25 protein-coding genes are annotated in these 24270 nt (G+C 65.7%); 5 read left to right on the top strand and 20 right to left on the bottom strand.

All coding sequences use genetic code 11. The annotated features are described in order from the left end of the window. Nucleotide 1 precedes the first annotated feature (1 nt). The 13 genes from ACTHQS_RS01140 to ACTHQS_RS01080 form a co-directional block, all read right to left on the bottom strand. The gene (locus tag ACTHQS_RS01140) at nucleotides 2-727 is read right to left on the bottom strand and encodes a DedA family protein (protein WP_440165328.1); all 726 of its coding nucleotides are present in this window, start codon (nucleotides 725-727) and stop codon (nucleotides 2-4) included. A gap of 133 nt (nucleotides 728-860) precedes the next feature. Continuing rightward, complete coding sequence (locus ACTHQS_RS01135; protein ID WP_440165326.1) at nucleotides 861-1490, bottom strand: DedA family protein; 630 nt, start codon at nucleotides 1488-1490, stop codon at nucleotides 861-863. Between the two features lie 6 nt (nucleotides 1491-1496). Further along, nucleotides 1497-2828, bottom strand: coding sequence for a thymidine phosphorylase (locus ACTHQS_RS01130; RefSeq protein WP_440165324.1), 1332 nt, complete (start codon nucleotides 2826-2828; stop codon nucleotides 1497-1499). Further along, nucleotides 2825-3247, bottom strand: a complete 423-nt coding sequence (locus ACTHQS_RS01125) for a cytidine deaminase (protein WP_440165322.1) — start codon at nucleotides 3245-3247, stop codon at nucleotides 2825-2827. Before ACTHQS_RS01125 ends, ACTHQS_RS01130 begins: the two co-directional genes overlap by 4 nt. A gap of 5 nt (nucleotides 3248-3252) precedes the next feature. After that, nucleotides 3253-4578, bottom strand: a complete 1326-nt coding sequence (locus tag ACTHQS_RS01120) for an ABC transporter permease (protein WP_440165320.1) — start codon at nucleotides 4576-4578, stop codon at nucleotides 3253-3255. Beyond that, nucleotides 4575-5969: an ABC transporter permease gene (locus ACTHQS_RS01115; RefSeq protein ID WP_440165318.1), complete on the bottom strand. Its 1395-nt coding sequence runs from the start codon at nucleotides 5967-5969 to the stop codon at nucleotides 4575-4577. The genes ACTHQS_RS01120 and ACTHQS_RS01115 overlap by 4 nt, the downstream gene beginning before the upstream one ends. Next, nucleotides 5962-7548 (bottom strand): ABC transporter ATP-binding protein, encoded by a 1587-nt coding sequence (locus tag ACTHQS_RS01110; RefSeq protein WP_440165316.1) that lies wholly within the window; start codon nucleotides 7546-7548, stop codon nucleotides 5962-5964. Before ACTHQS_RS01110 ends, ACTHQS_RS01115 begins: the two co-directional genes overlap by 8 nt. A gap of 181 nt (nucleotides 7549-7729) precedes the next feature. Continuing rightward, on the bottom strand, nucleotides 7730-8839 hold the full coding sequence (locus tag ACTHQS_RS01105) for a BMP family lipoprotein (RefSeq protein WP_440165314.1): 1110 nt from the start codon (nucleotides 8837-8839) through the stop codon (nucleotides 7730-7732). A 256-nt stretch (nucleotides 8840-9095) separates the two neighbouring features. After that, the gene (locus ACTHQS_RS01100; RefSeq protein ID WP_440165312.1) at nucleotides 9096-10112 is read right to left on the bottom strand and encodes an NADP-dependent oxidoreductase; all 1017 of its coding nucleotides are present in this window, start codon (nucleotides 10110-10112) and stop codon (nucleotides 9096-9098) included. Then, a complete protein-coding gene (locus tag ACTHQS_RS01095) occupies nucleotides 10109-10540 on the bottom strand; it encodes an organic hydroperoxide resistance protein (RefSeq protein WP_440165310.1) in 432 nt (143 codons plus the stop codon). Before ACTHQS_RS01095 ends, ACTHQS_RS01100 begins: the two co-directional genes overlap by 4 nt. 44 nt (nucleotides 10541-10584) lie before the next feature. Continuing rightward, nucleotides 10585-11019, bottom strand: a complete 435-nt coding sequence (locus tag ACTHQS_RS01090) for a MarR family winged helix-turn-helix transcriptional regulator (RefSeq protein ID WP_440165309.1) — start codon at nucleotides 11017-11019, stop codon at nucleotides 10585-10587. Nucleotides 11020-11150: 131 nt separating this feature from the next. Then, a complete protein-coding gene (locus tag ACTHQS_RS01085; RefSeq protein ID WP_440165307.1) occupies nucleotides 11151-12368 on the bottom strand; it encodes an amidohydrolase in 1218 nt (405 codons plus the stop codon). Between the two features lie 98 nt (nucleotides 12369-12466). Then, nucleotides 12467-13600 (bottom strand): mannose-1-phosphate guanylyltransferase, encoded by a 1134-nt coding sequence (locus ACTHQS_RS01080; protein WP_440165305.1) that lies wholly within the window; start codon nucleotides 13598-13600, stop codon nucleotides 12467-12469. 276 nt (nucleotides 13601-13876) lie between these two features. Between ACTHQS_RS01080 and sdhC the strand changes: the two genes are divergently transcribed. The 5 genes from sdhC (at nucleotide 13877) to ACTHQS_RS01055 (ending at nucleotide 18297) form a co-directional block, all read left to right on the top strand. Further along, on the top strand, nucleotides 13877-14257 hold the full coding sequence (sdhC, locus tag ACTHQS_RS01075) for a succinate dehydrogenase, cytochrome b556 subunit (protein ID WP_081620212.1): 381 nt from the start codon (nucleotides 13877-13879) through the stop codon (nucleotides 14255-14257). Between the two features lie 3 nt (nucleotides 14258-14260). Further along, the gene (locus tag ACTHQS_RS01070; protein ID WP_142130710.1) at nucleotides 14261-14722 is read left to right on the top strand and encodes a succinate dehydrogenase hydrophobic membrane anchor subunit; all 462 of its coding nucleotides are present in this window, start codon (nucleotides 14261-14263) and stop codon (nucleotides 14720-14722) included. A 108-nt stretch (nucleotides 14723-14830) separates the two neighbouring features. After that, the gene (gene sdhA, locus ACTHQS_RS01065; protein WP_440165303.1) at nucleotides 14831-16630 is read left to right on the top strand and encodes a succinate dehydrogenase flavoprotein subunit; all 1800 of its coding nucleotides are present in this window, start codon (nucleotides 14831-14833) and stop codon (nucleotides 16628-16630) included. A 1-nt stretch (nucleotide 16631) separates the two neighbouring features. Beyond that, the gene (locus ACTHQS_RS01060) at nucleotides 16632-17414 is read left to right on the top strand and encodes a succinate dehydrogenase iron-sulfur subunit (protein ID WP_440165302.1); all 783 of its coding nucleotides are present in this window, start codon (nucleotides 16632-16634) and stop codon (nucleotides 17412-17414) included. 106 nt (nucleotides 17415-17520) lie between these two features. Continuing rightward, the gene (locus ACTHQS_RS01055; RefSeq protein WP_440165300.1) at nucleotides 17521-18297 is read left to right on the top strand and encodes an alpha/beta hydrolase family protein; all 777 of its coding nucleotides are present in this window, start codon (nucleotides 17521-17523) and stop codon (nucleotides 18295-18297) included. Here the strand turns inward: ACTHQS_RS01055 and ACTHQS_RS01050 are convergent. The 7 genes from ACTHQS_RS01050 to ACTHQS_RS01020 all read right to left on the bottom strand — a co-directional run bounded on the left by ACTHQS_RS01050 (nucleotide 18294) and on the right by ACTHQS_RS01020 (nucleotide 24242). Next, nucleotides 18294-19295 carry a YihY/virulence factor BrkB family protein gene (locus ACTHQS_RS01050; protein WP_440165298.1) on the bottom strand — a complete coding sequence of 334 codons (1002 nt, stop codon included), beginning with the start codon at nucleotides 19293-19295 and terminating at the stop codon, nucleotides 18294-18296. The two genes, ACTHQS_RS01055 and ACTHQS_RS01050, sit on opposite strands and share 4 nt — an antisense overlap. Nucleotides 19296-19356: 61 nt before the next feature. Beyond that, the gene (locus ACTHQS_RS01045; RefSeq protein WP_440165297.1) at nucleotides 19357-20061 is read right to left on the bottom strand and encodes a 2'-5' RNA ligase family protein; all 705 of its coding nucleotides are present in this window, start codon (nucleotides 20059-20061) and stop codon (nucleotides 19357-19359) included. A gap of 4 nt (nucleotides 20062-20065) precedes the next feature. Further along, nucleotides 20066-21109, bottom strand: a complete 1044-nt coding sequence (gene trpS, locus ACTHQS_RS01040; RefSeq protein ID WP_440165295.1) for a tryptophan--tRNA ligase — start codon at nucleotides 21107-21109, stop codon at nucleotides 20066-20068. A 17-nt stretch (nucleotides 21110-21126) separates the two neighbouring features. Then, nucleotides 21127-21960: an exodeoxyribonuclease III gene (locus ACTHQS_RS01035; protein ID WP_440165293.1), complete on the bottom strand. Its 834-nt coding sequence runs from the start codon at nucleotides 21958-21960 to the stop codon at nucleotides 21127-21129. Between the two features lie 10 nt (nucleotides 21961-21970). Beyond that, entirely contained in the window at nucleotides 21971-22534 is a 564-nt protein-coding gene (locus tag ACTHQS_RS01030; RefSeq protein ID WP_440165291.1) for a hypothetical protein, read from the bottom strand. Nucleotides 22535-22617: 83 nt separating this feature from the next. Further along, nucleotides 22618-23430: an ABC transporter permease gene (locus tag ACTHQS_RS01025; protein ID WP_440165289.1), complete on the bottom strand. Its 813-nt coding sequence runs from the start codon at nucleotides 23428-23430 to the stop codon at nucleotides 22618-22620. Continuing rightward, nucleotides 23427-24242, bottom strand: coding sequence for an ABC transporter permease (locus ACTHQS_RS01020; protein ID WP_440165287.1), 816 nt, complete (start codon nucleotides 24240-24242; stop codon nucleotides 23427-23429). Before ACTHQS_RS01020 ends, ACTHQS_RS01025 begins: the two co-directional genes overlap by 4 nt. Between the last annotated feature and the right edge of the window lie 28 nt (nucleotides 24243-24270).

Below are 24270 nucleotides of genomic sequence, written 5' to 3'. Positions count from 1 at the left end.
GCTACTTGGCCGCGGGACCTGCCTCTGCCGAGGGCACGACGAGGGCCTGCGTGCCGGGCCTGCCGTCCTGCCCCGAGCCGGAGGACTCTTCGCTCCAGTCATCCGTTTCCGGTGCGTCGTGCCGGCCCAGCCGTTTGTGCCACCAGCGGAGCAGGTGGTCGATGACCACGCCCAGGACGATGGCGAAGACGACGGCGATGCCCGCGCTCAGCAGCGGGTTGTGGTGCATCCACGGGAACGAACTGGCCAGCACGCCGATGCCAAGCGAGTATCCCACCCAGGTGACACAGGCAAACGAGTCGAAGACGAAGAACCTGCGGTGCGAGAAGCCCGTACTGCCGGCCACGTAATTGACGGCCACGCGACCCCAGGGGATGTAGCGGGCGGTGAAGATCAGTACCGCGCCGCGTTTTTCCAGCTCGTAGCGGGCCCAGGCGAAGACTTTCCGGACCTTGGGGCGCCGCATCCATCCCCAGCGTTCCAGGCCGATCTTGCGGCCCAGCATGTAGGCCATGTTGTCACCGGCAATGGCGCCGACCAGCGCCGTGACACCGAGGATCCAGAGATTGGGTTCGCCGCTGTGCCTCGAGAAGGCTGCGAGCGCCACGATGAGGGTCTCGCTGGGGACCACCATGGCGAAGCCGTCCACGAAGAAGAACACCAGCAGCACCGGGTAAATCCACCACTGGCCCGCTGCATGGAGCACGGCCTCATTAATAAACTCCACGCGGTGTTGCTCCTGTAGAAAAATGACACAGCCAAAGTGCCGCAGCCAAAGCGGAAATCGTTCCTAAGTGTCCCACGCTCCGGGCCCTGTCCGCTACGCCCCAATGCCCGGAATTACCCCTTAAACGCGCTGGTCAGGCTCCTGGTTCCCGGATACGTTCCACCACGTTGGGTTTGCCCCGGAATTTATTGATCACCAGGTCCACCAGGATGCCCAGCGCAACGGCGCACACAATGGCAATCGCCGCGCCCAGAAGGTGGTTGTCCTCAAACCACTGGCCGAAGAACAGCCCGATCGCCACTGAGTATCCGGCCCACAGGCTTGCCGAAAGGACGGTCAGGCCCACGAACCGCAGGTGCGGGTAGTGCGTGACCCCGGCGGTCAGGTTGACCGCCACGCGGCCGATCGGGACGAAGCGGGCCACCAGGATCAGGGACGCCGGCCGCTTGTGCAGTTCCCGGCCCGCCCAGCGGAACGCGCTTTGCATCCGCGGGCCGCGCATCCAGGCCCAGCGCCTGGTGCCCACCCGGCGGCCCAGCAGGTAGGCGATGTTGTCCCCGAGGAAGGCACCCGCTGCAGCCACGAGCACCAGGAGCGTCGGGTTGGGAACATCCGCGGTGGCGGCCACGGCGGCGAGGCCCACCACCACGGATTCGCTGGGGACTGGCGGAAAGAAGCCGTCGATGACACAACAGGCCAGCACCAGGACCAGCACCCACGGCTGGCCGGCTGCTGCGAGGATGAAGTCGTTGATGGCCTGCATGGGTCCCTATGCTATGCGGTCGATGATGAGCTGCTGGGCGGGCCGCGACCCTTCCGGTGCGATGAGGACGGCGTGTTCCAGGGCTTCGCGGGCGCGGGCGAACCGCTCCGGGGTGTCGGTGAGCAGTGTCATCAGGGGCTCCCCGGCGCGCACGGTGGCCCCGGGCTTGGCGTGCATGCGCACTCCCGCACCCGCCTGGACCGTGTCCTCCTTGCGGGCGCGGCCGGCACCCAGCCGCCAGGCAGCCACTCCGACGGCGAGCGCATCCAGTTCCACCAGCACCCCGTCGGCAGGGGCATAGACGACGTCGGATTCCCTGGCGACCGGCAGGGCGGCGCCGGGGTCGCCGCCCTGGGCGGTGATCATCCGGTTCCAGACGTCCATGGCCCGGCCGTCCTTGAGGGCGGCGGCGGGGTTGGCGTCGCGCACCCCTGCACAGGCGAGCAACTCTTCGGCGAGCCGGACGGTCAGTTCCACCACGTCGTCCGGTCCGCCGCCTGCCAGCACCTCCACCGATTCCTCGACTTCGATCGCGTTGCCGGCCGTGAGGCCCAGCGGGGTGTTCATGTTGGTCAGCAGTGCAACGGTGTTGACCCCGGCGTCCTTGCCGAGCGCCACCATGGTCTCGGCCAGCTCGCGTGCTTTGGCTTCATCCTTCATGAAGGCACCGCTGCCCACCTTGACGTCCAGGACCAGCGATCCGGTGCCCTCGGCGATCTTCTTGCTCATGATGGAGGATGCAATCAGCGGTATGGCCTCAACCGTTCCAGTGACGTCGCGCAGCGCATAGAGCTTCTTGTCCGCCGGCGCCAGGCCGGCGCCGGCGGCGCAGATCACCGCGCCCACGTCCTGGAGCTGGGCCAGGATCTCGTCGTTGGCCAGGTTGGCGCGCCATCCCGGAATGGACTCCAGCTTGTCCAGCGTGCCGCCGGTGTGCCCCAGTCCGCGGCCGGACAGCTGCGGGACGGCGACGCCGAACACCGCCACCAGCGGGGCCAGCGGCAGGGTGATCTTGTCCCCCACCCCGCCGGTGGAGTGCTTGTCGGTGGTGTACTTCAGGCCGCCGTCAGGGCGCCGCAGGCTGGAGAAATCCATCCGCTCGCCGGAGGCGATCATGGCGGCCGTCCAGCGGGCTATTTCTGCGCGGTCCATGCCGTTGAGCAGGATGGCCATGTTCAGGGCTGCCATTTGTTCGTCCGCGATGGCCCCCCGCGTGTACGCGTCGATGGTCCAGTCGATCTGTTCGGGGCTTAGCGTCCCCTTGTCTCTCTTGGTGCGGATGATGTCAACGGCGTCGAACGCTTCGGCTTTGCTGTCCACGGCGTGGGTCTCTGTCACCGGTTCTCCTCCAAGTGTTCGGGACCAAAGGCGTCAGGCAGCACCTGGTCCATGGTTTTGATGCCCTGGCTGGTCATGAGCTGCATGCCGGGGGCCCTGAATTCGTACAGCAACTGCCGGCACCGGCCGCAGGGCATGAGCACGGTGCCCTCCCCATCCACGCAGTAGAAGGCCCGGAGCAGGCCGCCGCCGGTCATCTGCAGTTCCCCCACCAGGACGCACTCCGCGCAGAGGGTCAACCCGTAACTGGCGTTCTCCACGTTGCAGCCGCTGACGATCCGGCCATCCTCCGTAAGGGCCGCGGCGCCCACCGGGAACCTGGAGTACGGGGCGTAGGCATTCTTCATGGCGGCGGCAGCAGCGGCCTCCAGGGCTGCCCAGTCCACTCCCTGGGCTTTGCCCGCCTCTACCTTGTCCATGGCCGTCATCCCTTGACGTAGGGGATGCCGCTGGCGGCAGGCCCCCGGGACTTGCCCACCAGGCCTGCGACGGCGAGGACGGTCACCAGATAGGGCAGCATGGCCATGAACTGGCTGGGAACAGGCGTGCCGATGATGGTCACGATGCTCTGCAGGTTGTCCGCGAACCCGAACAGGAGGGCCGCGAAGAAGGCCCCCACCGGTTTCCAGCGGCCAAAGATGAGCGCCGCCAGGGCGATGAAGCCACGCCCGCCGGAGATTTCCTTGGTGAAGCTGTCGATGGCCACCAGGGTGAAGAAGGAGCCGCCAATGCCGGCAACGGCACCGCCAAGGGTGACGTTCCAGAAACGGGTGGCGTTGACGCTGATGCCCAGCGTGTCCGCCGCCTGCGGGTGCTCCCCCACCGCGCGGACGCGCAGGCCCCAACGGGTCTTGAACAGGCCGACCCAGACCACCGCAACGGCCACGTACATGAGGTAGCCCACCAGGGACTGCCGGAACAGGATGGGCCCGATGATCGGGATGGCGGAAAGGACGGGGATGTCAATGACGTCCAGGCCCGGCGGCGAGTTGAACTGCGCTTTGTTGGCCTGCATGACGGTACTGAACAGGAAGCCCGTCACGCCGGAGACCAGCACGTTCAGGACGACGCCGACGATGATTTGGTTGACCAGGTACTTGATGCTGAACAAGGCCAGGACCATGGACACCACAGCGCCGGCGATGGCTGCCGCCAGCAGTCCGATGAAGGCGTTCCTGGTCATGCTGGCAACGATGGCTGCGGTGAACGCCCCGCCCAGGAGCTGCCCCTCGATTGCGATGTTGACCACGCCCACCCGCTCGCACAGGACCCCGGACAGCGAACCGAACACGAGCGGAACGGCGAGGGTCACCGATCCGGCGATGAGGCCGGCCAGCGAAATGGCGGGCGTGCGGGCCCCTCCCACCACCCAAATGAGGAAGGCCGCCACGAAGATCACGATGAAGGTGACCGGCAGCCAGCCGGGCGCGGGCTGGCTCTTTGTCCTGAGGAAGACGGCGTAGGCGGCGAGCGCAACGAGCAGCACCGACAGCACGATGCCGCCCGCAAAGGCATTGATTTCCACTGCCGGGAGCTGAAAGAAGTCGCCCCCGGTGGAGATCCCGAAACTGGCTGTCTGGCTGGGTGCCAGGAAGCCGAAGAACACCAGCGAGACCAGGGCGAAGACGGTCAGCAGGATGGGGGTCTTCCAGCTGACCGGTTTGGCCGAAAGCGCCGCGGCGGGGGCGGCCGCCTTGGAGCCCCCGGGCTGCGGGCTGCCGGGCCTGGACGATGAAACTGTTGTGCTCATGCGGCACCTCCGGTAGTGGCTGCCTGCCCGGACTTTGCTGTACGCGCGGGCTTCCTGCGCCGCGGGTTCAGGCCAAAGATTGCGCGGACCAGCGGGGGTGCGGCGATGAAAAGGACAATGAGGGACTGCACCACCAGGACGATGTCGATGGGGGTGCCGGTCTGGATCTGCATCTGGACCGCCCCGGCGCGGAAGGCGCCGAACAGCAGGCCGGCAGCGAAGGTGCCCCACGGCGTCGAACGTCCCAGCAGCGCCACCGTGATGGCATCAAAGCCGTACGTGGCGGCGACGCCGTCGGTGAGCACCTTCTCGGTACCGGCAACCTGCGCTACGCCGGACATGCCGGCAAGACCGCCGGCGATGGCCATGACCAGGATGGTGGAACGGGAGACATTGATGCCGGCGGTCTGCGCTGCCTGGGGGTTGGCGCCCACAGCCCGGAACTCGAAGCCCACTGTGGACCGGTTGAGCAGCCACCACACCAGGACCGTGGCGCCGATGGCGAGGATGAACCCGAGGTGCAGCCGGTACTGGCTGCCCAGGATCTGCGGATAGACGGCGCTGGGATCCAGGATGGGCGAGATGGGATTCGACTCCCCCGGCCGCTGGAATGCCGGCGTGTTAAGCAGGTAACGCAGGAAGTACAGCGCGATGTAGTTGAACATGATGGTCAGGATGACCTCGTGGGCTCCGGTGCGGGCTTTGAGCAGGCCGGCGAGGCCACCCCAGAGGGCGCCGCCGATGATGCCGGCTGCAAGCACCAGCAGCAGGTGCAGTCCAACCGGCAGGTGCAGCGCGAAGCCCACCCACGCGGCCAGGATGCCTGCCACGATGATCTGCCCCTGCGCGCCGATGTTGAAGAGCCCGGCCCGGAATGCCAGCGCCACGCCCAGGCCTGCCGTGATGAGCGGGGTGGCGACGGTGAGGGTTTCCATGAAGGGGGCAAACTGTGCCGCGGTCCCGTTGCCGCGGGGGTTGAACACCGAGCCCTGGAACAGCGCGATGTAGGAGCGGGTGGCGGCATTCCATACCGCCGTCAGCATGTCAGTGGGACGGGCGAAGAAATAGCCGACGGTGGTGGCCACCTGCTTGTCCGTGCTCGCGATGAGCAGTCCGCCGAGAATCAGCGCCAGCAGCACCGCCAGCACTGACACCATGCCGCTCCCGGTGAAGATCCGGCGCAGTACAGTCTCGGAGCCGCCGGGCAACTGTCCACTCTGTGCCGTGGCTGGGACCGCCGAGGGCTGCATGGCGCCGCCGGCGGTGTCAACGGCCACGGCCGCGGTTTGCTCCCCGGCTGCGGCGTCCGCGCCGTTCTGCCCGCCCTGGGCGCGCGGCGAAGTCGCGGGTTGTTCGTCGGGGGCGTGTTCAGGGGAATGTTGTTCAGGCATGCTCGGCTCCCTCGGCGTTGGAGACAGGGGCCGGAGCGCCGGCCTGCGGGGTGTGTGCGTGTTCTGCCGGTGCGTGTTCCTCCGGCGGGATGCCTGCCATCATGAGGCCCAGGACGTCCCTGCTGGTTCCGGCGGGAACCGTGCCCACCAGTTTGCCCTTATAGAGCACGGCGATGCGGTCGGCCAGTTCCATGACTTCGTCGAGCTCGGTGGAAATGATCATCACCGGAGTGCCCTGGTCACGCTCGGCGACGATCCGCCGGTGCAGGAACTCGATGGAACCGACGTCCACGCCGCGCGTGGGCTGGGATGCGATGAAGAGGCGCAGCGGCCGGGAAAGTTCGCGGGCCATGACCAGTTTTTGCTGGTTGCCGCCGGACAGGGTTCCGGCGGCTGCTGCAGCGGAAGGGGTGCGGACATCGAATTCTCCGATGCGGGCCTTCGCGTTCTCCATGACCTTCGCCGGGCTCATGCTGATCCCCTTGGCGAAGGGCGGCTTGTCGTACAGGTCGAGGACCAGGTTTTCGGCCACGGAGAAGGTGCCCACCAGCCCGTCCACCTTGCGGTCTTCGGGCACGAACCCGACGCCGGCCTCCAGCACTTGCTTGACGGACCGGCCCAGCAGTTCCTTGCCGTCCAGGACGATGGAACCGGTGACCCGCTCCTGCAGGCCCAGGATGGCTTCGGTGAGTTCGGTCTGCCCGTTGCCCTGGACGCCGGCGATGGCCAGGATCTCTCCGCGCCTGATCTGGAAGCTGAGGTGGTCCACCACGTGCTGGCCGTTGGGGGCAATGACGGTGAGGTCGTGGACTTCGAAGGTGGTTTCCTTGGGCTGGGCCGGGGCTTTGTCCAGGTTCAGGCTGACGGCCCGGCCAACCATCATTGAGGCAAGCTCGGTGCTGGACGCGGCCGGATCGGCGGTGCCCACTACCTTGCCCCGCCGGATCACGGTGATGGTGTCCGAGACTTCCTTGACCTCCCGCAGCTTGTGCGAGATGAAGACGATCGAAGTGCCGCGCGACTTGAGCTCGCGCATGATGTCCAGGAGTTCATCGGTTTCCTGCGGCGTGAGGACGGCCGTGGGTTCGTCCAGGATCAGGACTTTCGCGTTACGGACCAGCGCCTTGATGATCTCCACCCGCTGCTGCACACCTACCGGCAGGTCCTCCACCAAGGCGTCCGGGTCCACGTCGAAACCGTACTGGTCCGAAATCTCCTTGATGCGCCGGCGGGTCTGGTCCAGGTTCAGGAAACCCGCAGCCTTGGTGGGCTCGGCACCCAACGCGACGTTCTCTGCCACCGTGAAGACGGGCACCAGCATGAAGTGCTGGTGCACCATGCCGATTCCCGCAGCCATGGCGTCGCCCGGCCCCCGGAAGGTGACGGGCTTGCCGTCGATGAGGATGTCGCCTTCGGTGGGCTCATACAGCCCGTAGAGCACGTTCATCAGGGTGGATTTGCCCGCCCCGTTTTCTCCAAGGAGGCAGTGGATCTGGCCCGGCTCAACCACCACGTCGATGTGGTCGTTGGCCACCAGCGTGCCAAAGCGTTTAGTGATCCCTCGAAGCTCAAGTTTCAAAACTCTGACCAATCTCGAAGCGTCCGGTGATCAGACCGGACGGGATATATGGCTGCAGCACCAGCCTAGTGGCTGCAGTACCGGGAGGAGCCGGCCGCGCGCGGTAAACGTCCGGCCAGCAAAAAGCGCCACCGGCCGGGCCAGTGGGTGACGGACCGGCGGTGGCGCTTCCTGTGGTGGATCAGGCCTTGGGGCTTGCTGCGGACTCGACCTTCAGCTTGCCGTCGACGATGTCCTTCTTGATCTTTTCGAGGTCGGACTTCAGTTCCGCGGGGACCTGGGAATCGAGGTCGTGGAAGGGTGCAAGCTGCACGCCGTCGTTGGCAAGGGTGCCCACGTACGGGGTGCTGTTGAACTTGCCGTCCTTGTCCTCGGAGACCACGGTCTCCACGGCCTCGCCCATCTGTTTCATGACGGACGAGAGCATGATGCCCTTGTAGTCCGGGGCGGTGAGGTAGCCGTCGGAGTCAACCCAAATGAGCTTGACGTCCTTGCCGGCGTCCTTCGCTTCGTTGAGCGCGGCACCCGCACCCTTGCCCACCGGGCCGGCCACGGGCATAACGATGTCCGCGCCCTGGTCCAGGAAGTTCTTGGTCAGCTGCTTTCCAACGTCCTGCTTCTCGAAGTCGCCGGTGAAGCTGCCGTCCTGGGCGTCCTTGTTCCAGCCGAGCAGCTTGACGTTCTTGCCCTTCTGCTGGTTGTAGTACTTCACGCCGTCGGCGTAGCCGTCCATGAAGATGGTCACGGTGGGGATCTTGATGCCGCCGAACGTGGCAACGGTTCCGGTCTTGGTGGTTCCCGCGGCGAGGTAGCCGGCAAGGAATGCCGCCTGCGCGGTGTCGTAGATGATGGGCTTGACGTTGCTGATGGGCTGGTCGTAGCCGGCGTCGATGATGGCGAAGTGCTTGTCCGGGTTGGCGGTAGCCTGCGCCTTCGTGGCGTCTTTGAGCAGGAAGCCCACGGTGATGGTGAGGTTGCAGCCGGCGGTGACCATTGCGCGAAGGTTGGGTTCGAAGTCGTTGTTGGTCTTGGATTCGACCTGGTTGACCTTGATGCCAAGGTCCTTCTCGGTCTTCTTCAGGCCCTCGTAGGAGGACTGGTTGAAGGACTGGTCATCGAATCCACCGGAGTCCGAAACGATGCAGCCCGTGTAGTCGCTGGCACCGGCGGATGCGGTGCTTCCGGCTTCGGGGGCTGCACCGCATCCGGTGAGCACAAGCGCGGACGCACCGAGGGTGGCCACACCGGCCATTGAACCGCGCTTGAAGCTGGCACGCAGTGATTTCTTCAATTTTCCTCCAGGGGATGATGCGAGTGGCGCTACGGGCTGGAATTCAATGAGTGTCCGTTTCGGCGCTGAAATTCTGTTTTCACTGAAGGCACGCAGCACTGCGCCGGAGCGCACTGATGGCACTCACTTTAGTGGCTTGCGCCACGTCCCCCTAGCACGTCAGGAGCCCATCCGGGAGATTGTTTACAAGTTGTTACCAAGCAGTAGGGGCACCGCGGATTGCGGTGCCCCTACTGCTTGTGCGTGCTTGCTGCGGCTACAGCCGGACCAGCATCTTGCCGGTGTTGGCCCCGTCCAGGAGGTCCATGAAGGCCTGCGGGGCGTTCTCCAGACCGTCCACGATCGTCTCGTCGTAGCGCACGGTCCCGTCCGCCAGCCAGGCCGCCATCTTTTCTGCGAACTCCGCCGCGTGCTGCCGCTGGCCGCCCACCAGGAAGCCGCGGAGTGTCAACTGCTTGCCGATCGCCTGCATCAGGTTGTGGGGTGCAGGTGTGGGCTCGGTGGAGTTGTATTGTGCGATCGCGCCGCACATCGCCACCCGTCCGCCCACGTTGAGGACCGCCAGGGCGGCCTCCAGGTGCTCGCCGCCCACGTTGTCGAAGTAGACGTCGATGCCGGCGGGGCCAGCGGCTTTTGCCAACTGCTCCACAACGGGACCGTCGTGGTAGTCGAAGGCGGCATCGAAGCCGAGCTCCAGCAGCCGGGCCACCTTGGCGGGCGAGCCGGCTGAGCCAATGACGCGGGAGGCGCCCATGGCCTTGGCGATCTGTCCCACCAAGGAGCCCACCGCACCGGCGGCGCCGGAAACGAATACGGCGTCCCCGGGCTTGAACTCAGCAACCTTCAGCAGGCCGGCGTACGCCGTTAGCCCTGTCATGCCCAGGGCGCCAAGGAAAGCGGACGCCGGCGCAAGGTCCGTGCGCGCCGGGGTGGTGGCAGCGCCGTCAACCACGGCGTACTCCCGCCAGCCCAGGGAATGCACGACGACGTCGCCCTCCTGGTGTGCCGACGAACGGGACGCGACGACCTCACCCACCGCGCCGCCGTCGAGCGCCTTACCCACGGCGAAGGGGGCGGAGTAGGACTTGACGTCGTTCATCCTGCCCCGCATGTAGGGGTCAACCGACATGAAGAGGTTCTTGACCAGGATCTGGCCGTCTTCGAGCGGGGGCAGCGGCGACTCGGCCAATTCGAAGTTGTCGCTGGAAGGGCGCCCTACAGGACGTGATGCCAGCCGGATTTCACGGGTGGTGGTTGCAAGTGCTGTGCTCATGCTGCGTACTCCAGAATCTTGATGTCGACGTTGATGTTGCCGCGGGTGGCGTTTGAATAGGGGCAGACCTGGTGCGCCTTGGCCACGAGGTCTTCCGCGGTGGCGAGGTCCAGGGCGGGGAGCGCGATTTCCAATTCGGCGGCCAGGCCGAAGCCGGCACCGCCGTCCAGCTGCCCCAGGTGGATTTTCGCCGCGACTGCCGAGTCCGTCAGGTCGGCGCCAGCCTTGCGGCCTACCAGGCGCAGCGCGGAGTGGAAGCAGGCGGCATAGCCGGCGGCGAAGAGCTGTTCGGGGTTGGTGCCCTGGCCACTGCCGCCAAGTTCCACGGGACTGGCGAGGTCCACGGCCAGCCTGCCGTCATTGCTGCGTGCAGCGCCGTCGCGCCCTTCGCCCGAGGCCAGCACCTCGGCGGTGTAGAGAGTTTTCACGAAAAGTGTCCGTCCTGTAGTTGGGAGGGTGCCGGATTCAAAGTTCAGAGTGATTCATGCAGCGCGGCCGTGAGCTTGCCCAAGGTGGTCCGGAGCTGTTCAAGCTCGTCCAGGGAAAGCCCTGCGGCGTCTGCCAGCCGCTGCGGGATGGCGCTGGCCGGACCGCTGAGGCTCCGCCCGGCAGGCGTCAGGTGGATGGCGACGCGGCGCTCATCCTCGCCGGACCGCCGGCGTTCCACGAGCCCGAGTGCTTCCAGTCGCTTGAGGAGGGGCGACAGGGTGCCTGAGTCAAGGCCGAGTTCCCCGCCGAGCTCCTTGACGCCCCGGGGCTCGCTTTCCCACAGCACCAGCATGACCAGGTACTGCGGGTAGGTCAGGCCCAGTTCGTCCAGGACGGGCCGGTAAACGGCAGTGGCAGCCCTGGACGCGGAATAGAGGGCGAAACATACTTGCCGGTCCAGGCGGGGTGCTTCGGTCATGGAACTACCATAGTCCACAACTTAGTTGTGCACAACTTATCTATGCGCGGGGCGCCTACGCTTAGACCGCCGTCGTGCTTTCCCGCGCCGGACCCGCACCTCCCGCCCGGCGACGCCGGGCACGCAGGAGGCTAGGAAAGGGGGGCCTGCTCCAGGTCCCGGACAGTGCGCAGCGCTGCTGCCGTGAGAACTCTGATGCCCATGCCCAGGGAGTGCTCATCCAGGATGTAGTCGCCGCGGTGGAGGTCGTAGTCCTCCCCGCCAGGCGTTTTGGTGCCCAGGCGCATCATCGCGCCGGGAAGCTCGGCAAGGAACCAGGCGAAATCCTCCCCGCCCATGGACTGCGGGGTCAGCACCACGGCGTTCTCGCCGATTTCGGCGCGCGCGGCAGCCTCGATGATGGCTGTCTCGTGTTCGGAGTTCACCACCGGCGGCACTCCCCTGGTGTGCTCAAGGTGGACGTCCACGCCGTAGGGCGCGGCCACCTGGTGCACCACCTCGTCCAGCAGTTCACCGGCGGCATGCCACGCGTCCCGGTCCAGGCAGCGCATGGTGCCTGCCATGTAGCCCGTGCCGGGGATGGCGTTGGGTGCCGAGCCTGCGGTGATCTGGCCCCACACCACGGAGACGCCACTGCGGACGTCCACCCGGCGGGACAGCACCGCCGGCACGTTGACGGCGATCTGCGCCAGCGCGAACACGAGGTCTTCGGTGAGGTGCGGCCGGGACGTGTGGCCGCCACGCCCGGACAGTTCGATCCGGATGGTGTCCGAGGCCGACGTGATGGCGCCGATCCGGGTGCCCACCTTGCCCACTTCGATCCGCGGGTCGCAGTGCAGCGCCAGGATCCGGGGGACGCCGTCCAGGACACCCTGTTCGATGCAGGCATGCGCGCCGCCGGGCATGGTCTCCTCGGCAGGCTGGAAGATGATCCGGACGGTGGCGCCGAGGGGGGCTTCCTGGTGCATCCGGTGCAGGACCAGGGCAATGCCCAGCATGGTGGTGGTGTGCACATCATGGCCGCAGGCGTGGGTGACGCCGTGGTTCTTCGAAGCGAACGGCAGGCCCGTCTCCTCGATGATGGGCAAGGCATCTATGTCACCGCGCAGGGCCGTGGCGATGGGGCCTTCGCCCACATCAACGGTCAGCCCGGTACCTTCAAGGCGGCGGGGGCTCAGCCCTTCGGCTTCGAGCCGCTCGGCAAGCTTGTCGGTGGTGCGGAACTCCTTGAAGGACAGTTCCGGGTGCGCATGCAGGTCCCGGCGGAATTCGATCAGTTCCGGCAGGAGCGGTTCGAGCCAGGGAGCCACCAGGGCGGTGGGCTCGGCTTCAGTAGTGTAATTGCGCACTGCTTCACTCTAGCGAGGGTGGCGGCTTTAGCGCCCATTCACTGACGCAGCATTACATCCCGGCCCTGCCGGCACGCGAGGTGCCGGCAGGCTCCCGGTCAGAGGACGTCCGTGTCCCCGCTCGCCTTGAGGGCATCGACGGCGGCCTTGACGCGCTGGGAATTGGCCATGGTGGTCACCAGGAGGGCGTCCGGCGTATCCACGATGACGACGTCCTGGATGCCGATCAGGGCGATGACACGCTTGGTGTCGGTGACCACGACGCCGCTTGAGTTCTCGGTGAAGACGCGGGCGCCTTCGCCGAGGACGGTGACATCGTCCACTTCCTTCGCACTGTTAAGGCGGCCCACCGAGGCAAAGTCACCAACATCGTCCCAGCGGAAGGTTCCGGGCACGACGGCGACGTCCCCGGCTTCGGCTGCGGGCTCGGCCACTGCATAGTCGATGGCGATCTTCGGGAGGGTTGGCCAGATGCGGGCCGTAACCTCGTCCCGTTGGGGGGTGTCCCACGCACGGGCGATTTCCTGCAGGCCCTGGAACAGTTCGGGCTGGTTGGCCTCGAGGTGCTTGAGCATCAGCGACACGGGCGCCACGAACATGCCGGCGTTCCACACGTAGTCGCCGCTGTCCACGTACTGCTGGGCCACCGTCTCGTCCGGCTTTTCGACGAACTCCACGACGTCGTGGGCGCTGGGGGCCCCTTCGATGTGCAGCGCCTTGCCCGAGCGGATGTACCCGAAACCGGTGGACGGGTGGGTGGGTTTGATGCCGATGGTCACGATCTTGCCGGTGGCAGCCGTGTGGATGGCTTCCCGGACCGCCTGCTGGAAGAGGTCGTCCGGGCTGATCACCTGGTCGGCAGCGAAGGAACCCATGATGGTATCGGGATCGCGTTCGTGCAGGATTGCCGCGGCGAGGCCGATGGCCGCGCCGGAGTCCTTGGGTTCCGATTCAAGGACCAGGTCGGAGTCGCGCACCTCTGGAAGTTGCCGGCATACGGCTTCACGGTGCGCCTGGCCGGTCACCACCAGCATCCGGTTGCCCGCGAGGGGGTGCAGCCTGTCGTAGGTGGCGCGCAGCAAGGTGCTGCCTGATCCCGTGAGATCGTGAAGGAACTTGGGAGCTGCTGCTCGTGACAGTGGCCAGAGGCGGGTCCCCACTCCGCCTGCCGGAATCACCGCGATGAAGCGGTCAATGGGTGAAGCCGGGCTTGTCACTTTGTCTGTACTCATCACGGCTACTTTAGCCGAAGGGCCGCAGGCGGCTCCTTTAGTTGGTGCGCAGGCATGCCTTTTGGGCTGCGCACGGGCCCGGGAGTCCGCAACGATGTGGCGTTTGTCTCATTTCCCCGGAAAATCCGCTCCAGCACTGGGCACCACCAAACGCCTAAATTGAATAAGCTGTTAGCGAAGCCTAGATTTAGGCCTGAGCTACGAGTGCTCTCGCAGCAGGCGTTCCCCCCGCATGGATCTCATGCCAGCGCCGCTGTGTTGCAGGGAGGTTTATCAGTGCCGACAAAACCAGCTGGCACCTTGTACCGCGGCCGTGAAGGCATGTGGTCCTGGGTAGGACACCGTATTACCGGTGTAGTGATCTTTTTCTTCTTGTTGGTCCACGTCCTGGACACCTCCTTGGTGCGTGTGTCACCGGAGGCCTACACCGCTGTGATCGGCGCCTACAAGAATCCGCTGATGGCGCTGGGTGAGACCGGCCTTGTCGCCGCCATCGTCTTCCACGCCTTCAACGGCCTGCGGATCATTGCGGTCGATTTCTGGAAGAAGGGCGCCAAGTACCAGCGGCAGATGCTGTGGGCAGTCCTGGCCCTCTGGGTCGTGACCATGGTTGCCTTCTCCATCCGCCACCTGTCCCTCGCCCTCGGAGGTCACTAAGCCATGACTGCAACCATCGAGAGCCCCCGCAGCGGGCGGATCGCTCCCCAGTACCGCCGCAGCGGCGGTTCCAAGGGCAACTTCGAGATGATCGCCTGGCTGTTCATGCGCCTTTCCGGCGTGGTGCTGGTGGTCCTCATCTTCGGCCACCTGTTCGTGAACCTCATGGTCGGCGAAGGCATCCACGCCATCGACTTCGGCTTCGTGGCCGGCAAGTGGGCAGATCCGTTCTGGCAGTTCTGGGACCTGGCCATGCTCTGGCTGGCAATGCTGCACGGCACCAACGGCGTGCGGACCATCATCAACGACTACGCCGAGAAGACGTCCACCCGCCGCTGGCTGAAGACTGTTCTCTACGCTGCCGCTGTGGTCATCATCCTCCTGGGCACCCTGGTCATCTTCACCTTCAACCCGTGCCCCGTAGTGAACGGCGTCGCCCTGCCGGGCGGTTTCTGCCCTGCCTAGCACTGGCACAACCCTGGGCCCGCGGGCTTTTCCGCGGGCCCTGTTTTGCGGAGCAGGCAAAGCCGCCCCGTTGTTTTATAGCGAATTTTGAGAGAAAGAGCGTCTGGTATGCAGGTCCATAAGTACGACGTCGTCATCGTCGGTGCCGGTGGCGCTGGCATGCGCGCCGCGATCGAGTCCGGTCAGCGCGCGCGCACAGCAGTACTGACCAAGCTCTACCCCACCCGCTCGCACACCGGTGCGGCGCAGGGTGGCATGTGTGCAGCCCTTGCCAATGTCGAGGAAGACAACTGGGAATGGCACACGTTCGACACCGTCAAGGGCGGCGACTACCTGGTTGACCAGGACGCCGCCGAAGTCATGGCCAAGGAAGCCATCGACGCCGTGCTGGACCTGGAAAAGATGGGCCTGCCCTTCAACCGCACCCCCGAGGGCCGCATCGACCAGCGCCGCTTCGGCGGCCACACCCGCGACCACGGCAAGGCTCCCGTCCGCCGTGCATGCTACGCAGCGGACCGCACCGGCCACATGATCCTGCAGACCCTGTACCAAAACTGCGTCAAGCACAACGTTGAGTTCTACAACGAGTACTACGTCCTGGACCTGCTGACCGTTGAAGAGGACGCTGTCCGCGAAGACGGCACTGCCTACAAGCAGAAGCGCGTGGCCGGCGTCGTCTCCTACGACCTCGCCTCCGGTGAACTGCACGTCTTCCAGGCCAAGTCCGTGGTGTTCGCCTCCGGCGGCGCAGGCAAGGTCTTCAAGACCACGTCCAACGCCCACACCCTGACCGGTGACGGCATGGGCATCGCCTTCCGCCGCGGCATCCCCCTGGAAGACATGGAGTTCTTCCAGTTCCACCCCACCGGCCTTGCCGGCCTGGGCATCCTGCTGTCCGAGGCCGCCCGCGGTGAAGGTGCAATCCTCCGCAACTCCGAAGGTGAGCGCTTCATGGAGCGCTACGCCCCCACCATCAAGGACCTGGCGCCGCGTGACATCGTGGCCCGCTCCATGGCCAACGAGGTGCGCGAAGGCCGCGGCTGCGGCCCGAACAAGGATTACGTCCTCCTGGACCTGACCCACCTGGAGCCGGCGCACATCGACGCAAAGCTTCCGGACATCACCGAGTTCGCCCGCACCTACCTCGGTGTGGAACCGTACACCGAGCCGGTGCCGGTGTTCCCCACCGCGCACTACGCCATGGGCGGCATTCCCACGAACATCCAGACCGAGGTGCTGCAGGACAACGACACCGTGATCCCCGGCCTGTACGCCGCGGGGGAAGTGGCCTGCGTGTCCGTCCACGGCTCCAACCGCCTGGGCACCAACTCGCTGCTGGACATCAACGTCTTTGGCAAGCGCGCCGGCATTGCCGCCGCGGAGTACGCAAAGACCGCCCAGTATGTGGAACTGCCGGAGAGCCCGCTGGCTTACACCACCGAACTGCTGGACATCGCCCGCAATGGCACCGGCGACGAGAAGGTGGCGCAGATCCGCAAGGAACTGCAGGACACGATGGACGCCAACATGCAGGTGTTCCGTACGGCGGACACCCTGAACCAGGTCCTGCGCGACATCGCGTCCTTCGAGGAGCGGTACAAGCGCATCAACGTCCAGGACAAGGGCAAGCGCTTCAACCTGGACCTGCTCGAGGCCGTTGAACTCGGCTTCCTGCTGGAACTGGCCAAGGTCATGACCGTGGCCGCCCTGCACCGCGAGGAATCCCGCGGCGGACACTTCCGCGAGGACTTCCCCGAGCGTGACGACGAGAAATTCATGAAGCACTCCATGGCGTACAAGGATGACCATGCGCCGGCTGACGGATCGGCGGAATCAATCGCCGGCATCCGCCTGGCCACCAAGCCGGTTGTCTTTACCCGCTACGAGCCGATGGTGAGGAAGTACTAAGATGACCGCTGAAATCGCTGAGCCAGCCTCAAAGGTTGAACTTCCTGCCGGCGTTGGCGGGGGCGGGGAAATCCCCACGTTCGACGTCCACCTGCGGGTCCGCCGGTACAACCCGGAGGTTTCCGGGGAAGCAACCTGGGACGATTTCCACCTGACCATGTACGGCACGGACCGTGTCCTGGACGCCCTGCACAAGGTGAAGTGGGAGATGGACGGCACCCTGTCGTTCCGCCGCTCCTGCGCCCACGGTGTCTGCGGCTCGGATGCCATGCGCATCAACGGACGCAACCGCCTTGCCTGCAAGACCCTGCTGAAGGACCTGGACACGTCCAAGCCCATCACGGTGGAACCCATCAAGGGCCTGCCGGTGGAAAAGGACCTGATCGTGGACATGGAGCCCTTCTTCCAATCGTACCGCGAAGTCATGCCCTTCCTGATCAACAAGGGCCACGAGCCCACCCGGGAGCGCCTGCAGTCCGCTGAGGACCGTGAGCGCTTTGACGACACCACCAAGTGCATCCTGTGTGCCGCCTGCACGTCGTCCTGCCCCGTGTTCTGGACGGACGGGCAGTACTTCGGCCCCGCCGCGATCGTGAACGCACACCGCTTCATCTTCGACTCCCGCGACGATGCCGGCGACATGCGCCTGGAGATCCTCAACGACAAGGAAGGCGTGTGGCGCTGCCGCACCACCTTCAACTGCACCGAGGCGTGCCCGCGCGGCATCCAGGTCACCCAGGCCATCGCGGAGGTCAAGCAGGCCATCCTGGCCCGCAGGATCTAAGTACGTTCAACAACAGACATAACGGCCGACGGCGTCACCCACCACACGTGGTGGAGGGCGCCGTCGTTCGTTTCCGCACAGAATCCACGTACAGAAAGGGGACAGCATGTCCCGCTCCGAGAAGGTGTCCTTCGCCGGTTCCACCGGCGAAATGCTCTCCGGCATCATCGATGTTCCTGAAGGCCCCGTCAAAGGCTGGGGTGTCTTCTCGCACGGCTTCACCCTGGGCAAGGACAGCCCCTCGGCGGCACGGATGTGCAAGGCGCTGGCGGACAGCGGCATCGGCATGCTGCGTTTCGACAACGTGGGCCTGGGTGGCTCCGCCGGTGAATGGTCTGCCGGGTCATTCAGCCACAAGGTGGCGGACACGGTTAAAGCCGCAGAGTTCATGCGCAGCGAAGGCAAGGCAATTTCGCTGCTGGTGGGACATTCGTTCGGGGGCGCGGCGGTCCTTGCGGCTGCGCGGGAGATACCGGAGCTGGACGCCGTCGCCACCGTGGGAGCTCCCTTCTCCCCCAAGCACGTCGCCCACGTGTTTGATGCCGCCCTGGACCGAATCCTGAGTGAGGGCAGCGCCGAGGTGGACCTGGGCGGCAAGCGGGTGGAAATCCGGCGGCACTTCGTGGAGGACCTTGAGAACGCAGACCTCACGGACTGCATCAGGCAGCTGCACAAGCCGCTGATGGTGCTGCACTCCCCTACCGACAACACTGTGGGTATCGAGAACGCGAGCACCATTTTCCAGACCGCGCGGCACCCCAGGAACTTCGTATCCCTGGAGGGCAGCGACCACCTCCTGACAGGCAAGGGCCAGGCCGCCCGCGCCGCACGGATTATCGCTGCCTGGGCTGACCAGTACCTGGACGCCGGGAACGGCTCCTAGACGGCCGCCGGGCAGTTCCTGCAAGTCCAGGTCTGGGGCGTCGCCCGCCGCGCGCCGAGGATCGTCTTCCGCGGAGCTCCGCTGGACTCCAGGTCGGCCTCGCGGACGGCGGCCCACCCGGCCGAGACAAGGTAGACCTGGCTGACCAGGTTGAACCAGATGAGCAGGCCGATAATGATGGCAAACGGCGCCAGGATGGGATTGCGGCTGGCACCGCCCAGCAGCTCAGTGCTGAAGATCTGCAGGACGGTGGTACCCACGGCGGCCAGGATGGTGCCTTCGAGCAGCGCCTGGCGGGACAGCTTCAGTCCGGCGGCCAGGCGGTACATGATCAGCGCCGTGACCCAGTTCAGGACCAGCGGCACCACGATCTTGACGGACGTGGTGAGGGGCCCGGCCAGTGCATCGCTGAGGTGCAGGAAATCGGAGACCCACCCGGCCGCCGTGCCGAAAACCAGCGAGGCGCCCGCGCTGATGACCAGGGCGGTTCCCAGCAGCAGGAGGGTTCCCGCGTCCCGCAGCTTCATCAGGATGGGGTTGACCATGAGCGGCGGCAGCTGCAGGACGCCGCGGAGGCCGTCCCGGAGGCCGTTGATCCAGCCGAGGGACGTGACAACGGTGACGACGGCACTGATCAGTGCGGTCCAGCCCAGCCCGTTCGGATCGAGCAGGTCTTTGGGGTCCACCAGCCCCTCGCCGCCGTTGATCTTCAACAGCCCCGGGGCGCTTGTGGCCACACTGCTGATGATGGTGTCCAGCAGCGCCGGCTGGCCGCGCAGCACCAGGCCGGCAATGGAGAATCCGGTAGCCAGGAGGCCGGTAATGGAAAAGAACATGTTGAAGCCGATGCCGGCGCTCATCAAGGGCCCATAGTGGAGGGTGTAGTGCCGGAACGCGCGCATGGGGCGCAGGACGTTCAACCGGGCGGTGAGCCACTGCACCAGGGCCATCAGGGCCCCGAACTTCCCGCCGGACCTGCGCGCCCGGTTCCACTCCATCCGTTTCTGGATGACCTCCAGCTTCAGCCGGGCGTGCTCGGTTGGCAGCGGCTGCTGCCGGTCACCCTGCGTCGGTTGGGGCGTCCGCGGCAGCGTCCGTGAAGCTGGTGCCGGCGTGGTTGTCAGTTTCGGTCCCAAAGTCCAGCTCTTCCCGTAGCTGCCAGATGCCGTCGGCATCATGCTCATAGAGTCCCATGCTAACCACGGGGAAGGTGGCCCTGTAGTCCTTCAGCACCGTTTCGGCTTCATCCAGGCTTTCCGGGGCGACATCATGGGCAATGGTGACATGGGGATGATAGGCAAAGGGAAGTTCGCGGTGGAGCGGACCCTGCTGAAGCTTGCGGTGCAGGTCAATGCACTCGTCGAAGCCGTCCGCCACGTTGATGAAAACCACCGGTGATACGGGCCGGAAGGTTCCGGTGCCGGCAATGGTGACCATGAAGGGGCTCTGGCAGCGGGCCACCTCGCGGACATGCCGGCGGGTGGCCTCCCAATCCTGGGTAGGTGTGGTGGTGACCAGCGTGATGTGGGCGGGCACAACGCCGGCCAGGGGATCGCCAAAGGACGCCCGCCAGCGCTGCAGTTCATCGGCTATCTCGGCCGGAAAGCCAAGAATGACGCCCACGCTGATTTCTTCGCTCGGCGCCGCGTCACGATCTGCCGCCGCATTGCTGCCGGACTGGTCTTCGAAGCGGTCAGCCAAGGTCCGCTCCACCTGGCCGGCAGAGCAGGCGCCTCCCCTGGCGGTGACGTTTCTCGAAGACATGGCGCTAGCGGACTCCTGCGAGGCTGAGGGACGGCAGGAAGCCCATGCGCTGGTACACCTGGCCAAGCGTGACCGAGGCGATCTCCCGGGCCCGTTCCGCACCCAGGGCCAGCAGCCGGTCAAGCTCGGCGGGATCGGCCATCAGCTCGTTGGTCCGGTTGCGGAGCGGGGTGATGAAGTCCACCACCACCTCGGCGAGATCCACCTTGAGATGGCCGTACATCTTCCCCTGGTACTCGGCTTCGAGCTCGGCAACGGACTTGCCGGTGAGGGAGGAGTAGATGGTCAGCAGGTTGGAGACCCCGGGCTTCTCCTCGGCGTCGAAGCGGATGTCCGTGCCGGCGTCGGTCACTGCCGACTTGATGCGCTTGGCGGCGATCTTCGGGTCCTCCAGCAGCTGGATGGCGCCGTTGGGGGACTCCCCCGTCTTGGACATCTTGGCGCTGGGGTTCTGCAGGTCGTAGATCTTGGCGCTTTCCTTGACGATCGTTGCCTCGGGAACCGTGAACGTGTGGCCAAACCGGGTGTTGAACCTCTGCGCGAGGTTCCGGGTCAGTTCCAGGTGCTGCCGCTGGTCCTCGCCGACGGGCACCAGGTCGCTTTGGTAGAGCAGGATGTCCGCAGCCATCAGGGTGGGATAGGCGAAAAGGCCCAGCGTGGCGGCGTCGGCGCCGGACTTCTGGGTTTTGTCCTTGAACTGCGTCATCCGGGAGGCCTCGCCGAAGCCGGTGATGCAGTTCAGCGCCCAGGCAAGCTGCGCATGCTCCGGAACGTGGGACTGGACAAAGAAGATGCTCTTGTCCGGGTCGATGCCCGCGGCGATGTACTGGGCTGCCACGATGCGGGTGCGCTTGGCCAGTTCAGCGGGGTCGAAGTCCACCGTGATGGCATGCAGGTCCGGGATGAAGAAGACGGCGTCGTATTCCGCCTGCATGTCCACCCAGTTGCGCACGGCGCCGATGTAGTTGCCCAGGTGCAGGGAATCTGCGGTGGGCTTGGCGCCGGAAAGGATGCGCTTCTTGGCAGTGGGGGAAGTCTGGGTGGTCATGGAAGAAACTTTCGGGCTTAGAGCTGGTAGTCCACTACCAGCGGTGCGTGGTCGGAGAAGCGGGTGTCCCAGGAGGCTGCACGGTCCACAACAGCCGAAATGGCGGACGCTGCCAGTTCGGGGGTGGCCATGTGGTAGTCGATGCGCCAGCCGGTGTCGTTGTCGAACGCCTTGCCGCGCCAGGACCACCAGGTGTACGGCCCGTCGACGTCGCCTGCGAAATTCCGGTGGACGTCGTGCCAGCCAATCTCCTCGCCGAAGAAGCGGTCGAAGTAGGCGCGTTCCTCCGGCAGGTGGCCTGCCTTCTTCAGGTTGCCCTTGGAGTTCCTGATGTCCCGGGGCGTGTGGGCGACGTTCAGGTCCCCTACCACCAGCGCGTGGTCGCTGTGCTTGGTGAGCTCCGGAAGCCGGGTGCTCATGACGTCAAGGAAGCGGTACTTGTCGTCCTGCTTGGGGGTCCCGACTTCGCCGGAATGCACGTAGGCGCTGGCAACGGTGAGCTGGACTGGGTTGCCTGCGGCGTCGGGGAAACGGAAATCCGCTTCCACCCAGCGCCCGGCCGTGGCGAAGTAGTCGTCCCCGATGCCGTTCCTGGTTTCCAGCGGTTCCTGGCGGGAGGCGATGGCGACGCCGGCACGGCCTTTCGCTTCAGCCTCGGCGTGCAGGATATGCCAGCCGTCCCCCAGCAGCTCGCGGACCACGGCGTCAGGGGCGCGCACTTCCTGCAGGCAGAGGATGTCCACTTCGCGCGGCTCCAGCCAGGCCGACATGCCGTTTTTGAAGGCAGCGCGGAGGCCGTTGACGTTGACGGATGCGATGCGAAGGTGGTCCTTGTTCAATGCCGAGCTCACCCGCTCCACTCTAGTCGATGATGGTTCCGGTCACCGGCTCACCACTGCCGCCGGAGGACTTGATCATGTCCCGGGCGTTGGTGGCTGTGATCTCGATGGTCTCGAGGGCGCGGTTAATGGTGTCCTGGTTGGCGGCGGCGCCCTTGGCCCATTCCTCCTCCACCACCCGCACCTGGACCTGGACGATTTTGAAGGAGTGGTCCAGCTTCAGGTCGCGTACCTCGTCGGCCTTGGTGCGTTCGTACACCACCCGCGTCCCGCCGTGGTCCACGGACGCGGGCGCGGGGGCACGGCCGGTTGCGGTGTTGAAGGCGCTCTGCGCCTCGGACAGCTTGGCCCCCGCCTTCTTGGCGGCCCGCTGGATGCTGAAGACTACGAACGCGGCCAGCGCGAGCCAGAAGGCGGCGATGACGGCGACAACCCAGCCCACGACGTCGTTCTGGTTGGCGGCGAAGATGACCGCCACGATGAAGGCTGTCACCAGGACCATCAGGCCCGGCCCGCTGATCCGGAACATCGAAAAACCGGCCCTGGCGGGTTTGGAGGATGACGAGGAGCTGCCCAAAGTTCGCATGCAGCTATTGTCTCAAACGGCGGACTGTGCTCCCGCCGCCTTCCACCCCCGGCGAACACGGCGCCGCGCAGACCGGAGGCAGGCTATTTCAGGAACAGGCTCCGCAGCCGCAGGGTGGTCAGCAGCATGCCGACGGCGGTCATCACCACGTAGTAGCCGACGTGCAGGAGTGTGGCGGCCGTGAAGCTGCCTACGCTGATCTGCCGCAGCAGTTCCACACCGTGCCACAACGGCATGGCCTGGATGAACCATTGGATGGTCTGGGGGTACACGCTCAGGGGGTAGAACGTTGCGCTGAAAAGAAACATGGGCAGCAGGATGAAGTTGATCCAGTCCATCTGCTGGAACGTCTTCAGGAAGCTGGTGATGCCCATGCCCAGGCTCGCGAATCCGAACGCGATCAGCACCGATGCCGGGACCATCAGCAACGCCCAGGGCGTGGTGATCAACCCCATCACGCCCATCACAGCGGTAAAGCCGGTGGCGTAGAGCATGCCCCGCAGCAGGGCCAGGACGATCTCGCCCAACGCAACATCCAGCGGTCCCAGTGAGGTGTAGAGCATGCCCTGGTAGAGCTTGGCGAAGTTCATCTTGAAGAAGACGTTCCAGGTGGAGTCGTACACGGCACCGTTCATGGCCGAGACGGCCAGCAGGGCGGGGGCGATGTAGGCCGCGTAGCTGATATGGGTTCCGTCGGGTCCCTGGACGTCGCCCACGATCGCCCCCAGGCCCACGCCCATGGAGATGAGGAACAGGACGGGCTCGAAGAACCCGGACACCATCACCAGCCAGTTGGTGCTGCGGGTGGCCATCAGGCCCCGGGAAATCACCGCCCTGGCATTGCGCGAATAGAGGGGCCCGAACGACCGGCCGCGGGCCTGCGCGGGGGCGCTCATCGGCCCATCCTCAGGACGAAGCGCCGCCGGGTCAGGATCCAGCCCAGGACCGCCAGTCCTGACAGGACGGCGGCGTGGAGAACCGTGAGGAGCAGGGGCTCCCGGTATCCAAAGCTGAGCACCCTGCCCAGCTCGGTGCCGTGCCAAATGGGCGAGATCCAGCCCACCCAGCGGACGGCCACGGGAAGGTTTTCCAGCGGAAAGAACGTCCCGGAGAACAGGAACAGCGGCATCACGATGAACCGCATCACCAGCGCGAACTGGCCCTTGTCCTCGGTGATGGAGGCGGAGTATGCCATCAGGGGCAGCCCAAAGGCCAGCCCCGTCAGCGTGGCCACCAGGATGCCCGCCCAGCCCCAGCCCGATGGCGAGGCGCCAAACAAGGCCACGGCGCCGAAGTAGATGGCCGACTGCAACAGCAGGCGCAGCGTCACCGCCATGATCTGTCCGGCAGCGATCTGCTGCGGTGCCAGCGGCGAGGCGTGCGGGCCATAGTAGATCCTGCGCCACTTGAAGCCGTCCATGACGGGGAACGTGAATTCGTTGGCGGCCGTCATCACGGCGGCGGACACCAGCAGCGCCGGGGCGATGAAGGCCAGGTAGGAAACACCGCCGAACGCTGCGTTGCCGCTGTCCACCAGGGTGGCCAGGCCCACGCCCATGGCGAACAGGTACGCCACCGGCTGCCCCACGCTGTACATCAGGATGGACCAGGAGTAGCCCTTCATCACGCGAAGCACCTGCTCCGCGTAGTAGAAAGCGCCCCAGCGCCGCGCCCTGGCCGCCGAAACCTCCGGTGCATGTGCGTGCATGCCGGACGGCCCTGCCCCCGCCGGTGGT

It is taken from the genome of Arthrobacter sp. SAFR-044, from assembly GCF_051965175.1.
GTDB lineage: Bacteria > Actinomycetota > Actinomycetes > Actinomycetales > Micrococcaceae > Arthrobacter.
The sequence above is the reverse complement of the archived record's forward strand: the minus strand, read 5'-3'. Positions and strand labels throughout refer to the sequence as shown.

Coding starts and splice junctions, on each gene's coding strand:
- ACTHQS_RS01135 (WP_440165326.1), bottom strand. CDS start 1,490: ATGCAGGCCATCAACGACTTCATCCTCGCAGCAGCCGGCCAGCCGTGG.
- ACTHQS_RS01125 (WP_440165322.1), bottom strand. CDS start 3,247: ATGGACAAGGTAGAGGCGGGCAAAGCCCAGGGAGTGGACTGGGCAGCC.
- ACTHQS_RS01120 (WP_440165320.1), bottom strand. CDS start 4,578: ATGAGCACAACAGTTTCATCGTCCAGGCCCGGCAGCCCGCAGCCCGGG.
- ACTHQS_RS01115 (WP_440165318.1), bottom strand. CDS start 5,969: ATGCCTGAACAACATTCCCCTGAACACGCCCCCGACGAACAACCCGCG.
- ACTHQS_RS01100 (WP_440165312.1), bottom strand. CDS start 10,112: ATGAGCACAGCACTTGCAACCACCACCCGTGAAATCCGGCTGGCATCA.
- ACTHQS_RS01090 (WP_440165309.1), bottom strand. CDS start 11,019: ATGACCGAAGCACCCCGCCTGGACCGGCAAGTATGTTTCGCCCTCTAT.
- ACTHQS_RS01080 (WP_440165305.1), bottom strand. CDS start 13,600: ATGAGTACAGACAAAGTGACAAGCCCGGCTTCACCCATTGACCGCTTC.
- ACTHQS_RS01070 (WP_142130710.1), top strand. CDS start 14,261: ATGACTGCAACCATCGAGAGCCCCCGCAGCGGGCGGATCGCTCCCCAG.
- sdhA (WP_440165303.1), top strand. CDS start 14,831: ATGCAGGTCCATAAGTACGACGTCGTCATCGTCGGTGCCGGTGGCGCT.
- ACTHQS_RS01060 (WP_440165302.1), top strand. CDS start 16,632: ATGACCGCTGAAATCGCTGAGCCAGCCTCAAAGGTTGAACTTCCTGCC.
- ACTHQS_RS01055 (WP_440165300.1), top strand. CDS start 17,521: ATGTCCCGCTCCGAGAAGGTGTCCTTCGCCGGTTCCACCGGCGAAATG.
- ACTHQS_RS01050 (WP_440165298.1), bottom strand. CDS start 19,295: ATGGAGTGGAACCGGGCGCGCAGGTCCGGCGGGAAGTTCGGGGCCCTG.
- ACTHQS_RS01045 (WP_440165297.1), bottom strand. CDS start 20,061: ATGTCTTCGAGAAACGTCACCGCCAGGGGAGGCGCCTGCTCTGCCGGC.
- trpS (WP_440165295.1), bottom strand. CDS start 21,109: ATGACCACCCAGACTTCCCCCACTGCCAAGAAGCGCATCCTTTCCGGC.
- ACTHQS_RS01030 (WP_440165291.1), bottom strand. CDS start 22,534: ATGCGAACTTTGGGCAGCTCCTCGTCATCCTCCAAACCCGCCAGGGCC.
- ACTHQS_RS01025 (WP_440165289.1), bottom strand. CDS start 23,430: ATGAGCGCCCCCGCGCAGGCCCGCGGCCGGTCGTTCGGGCCCCTCTAT.
- ACTHQS_RS01020 (WP_440165287.1), bottom strand. CDS start 24,242: ATGCACGCACATGCACCGGAGGTTTCGGCGGCCAGGGCGCGGCGCTGG.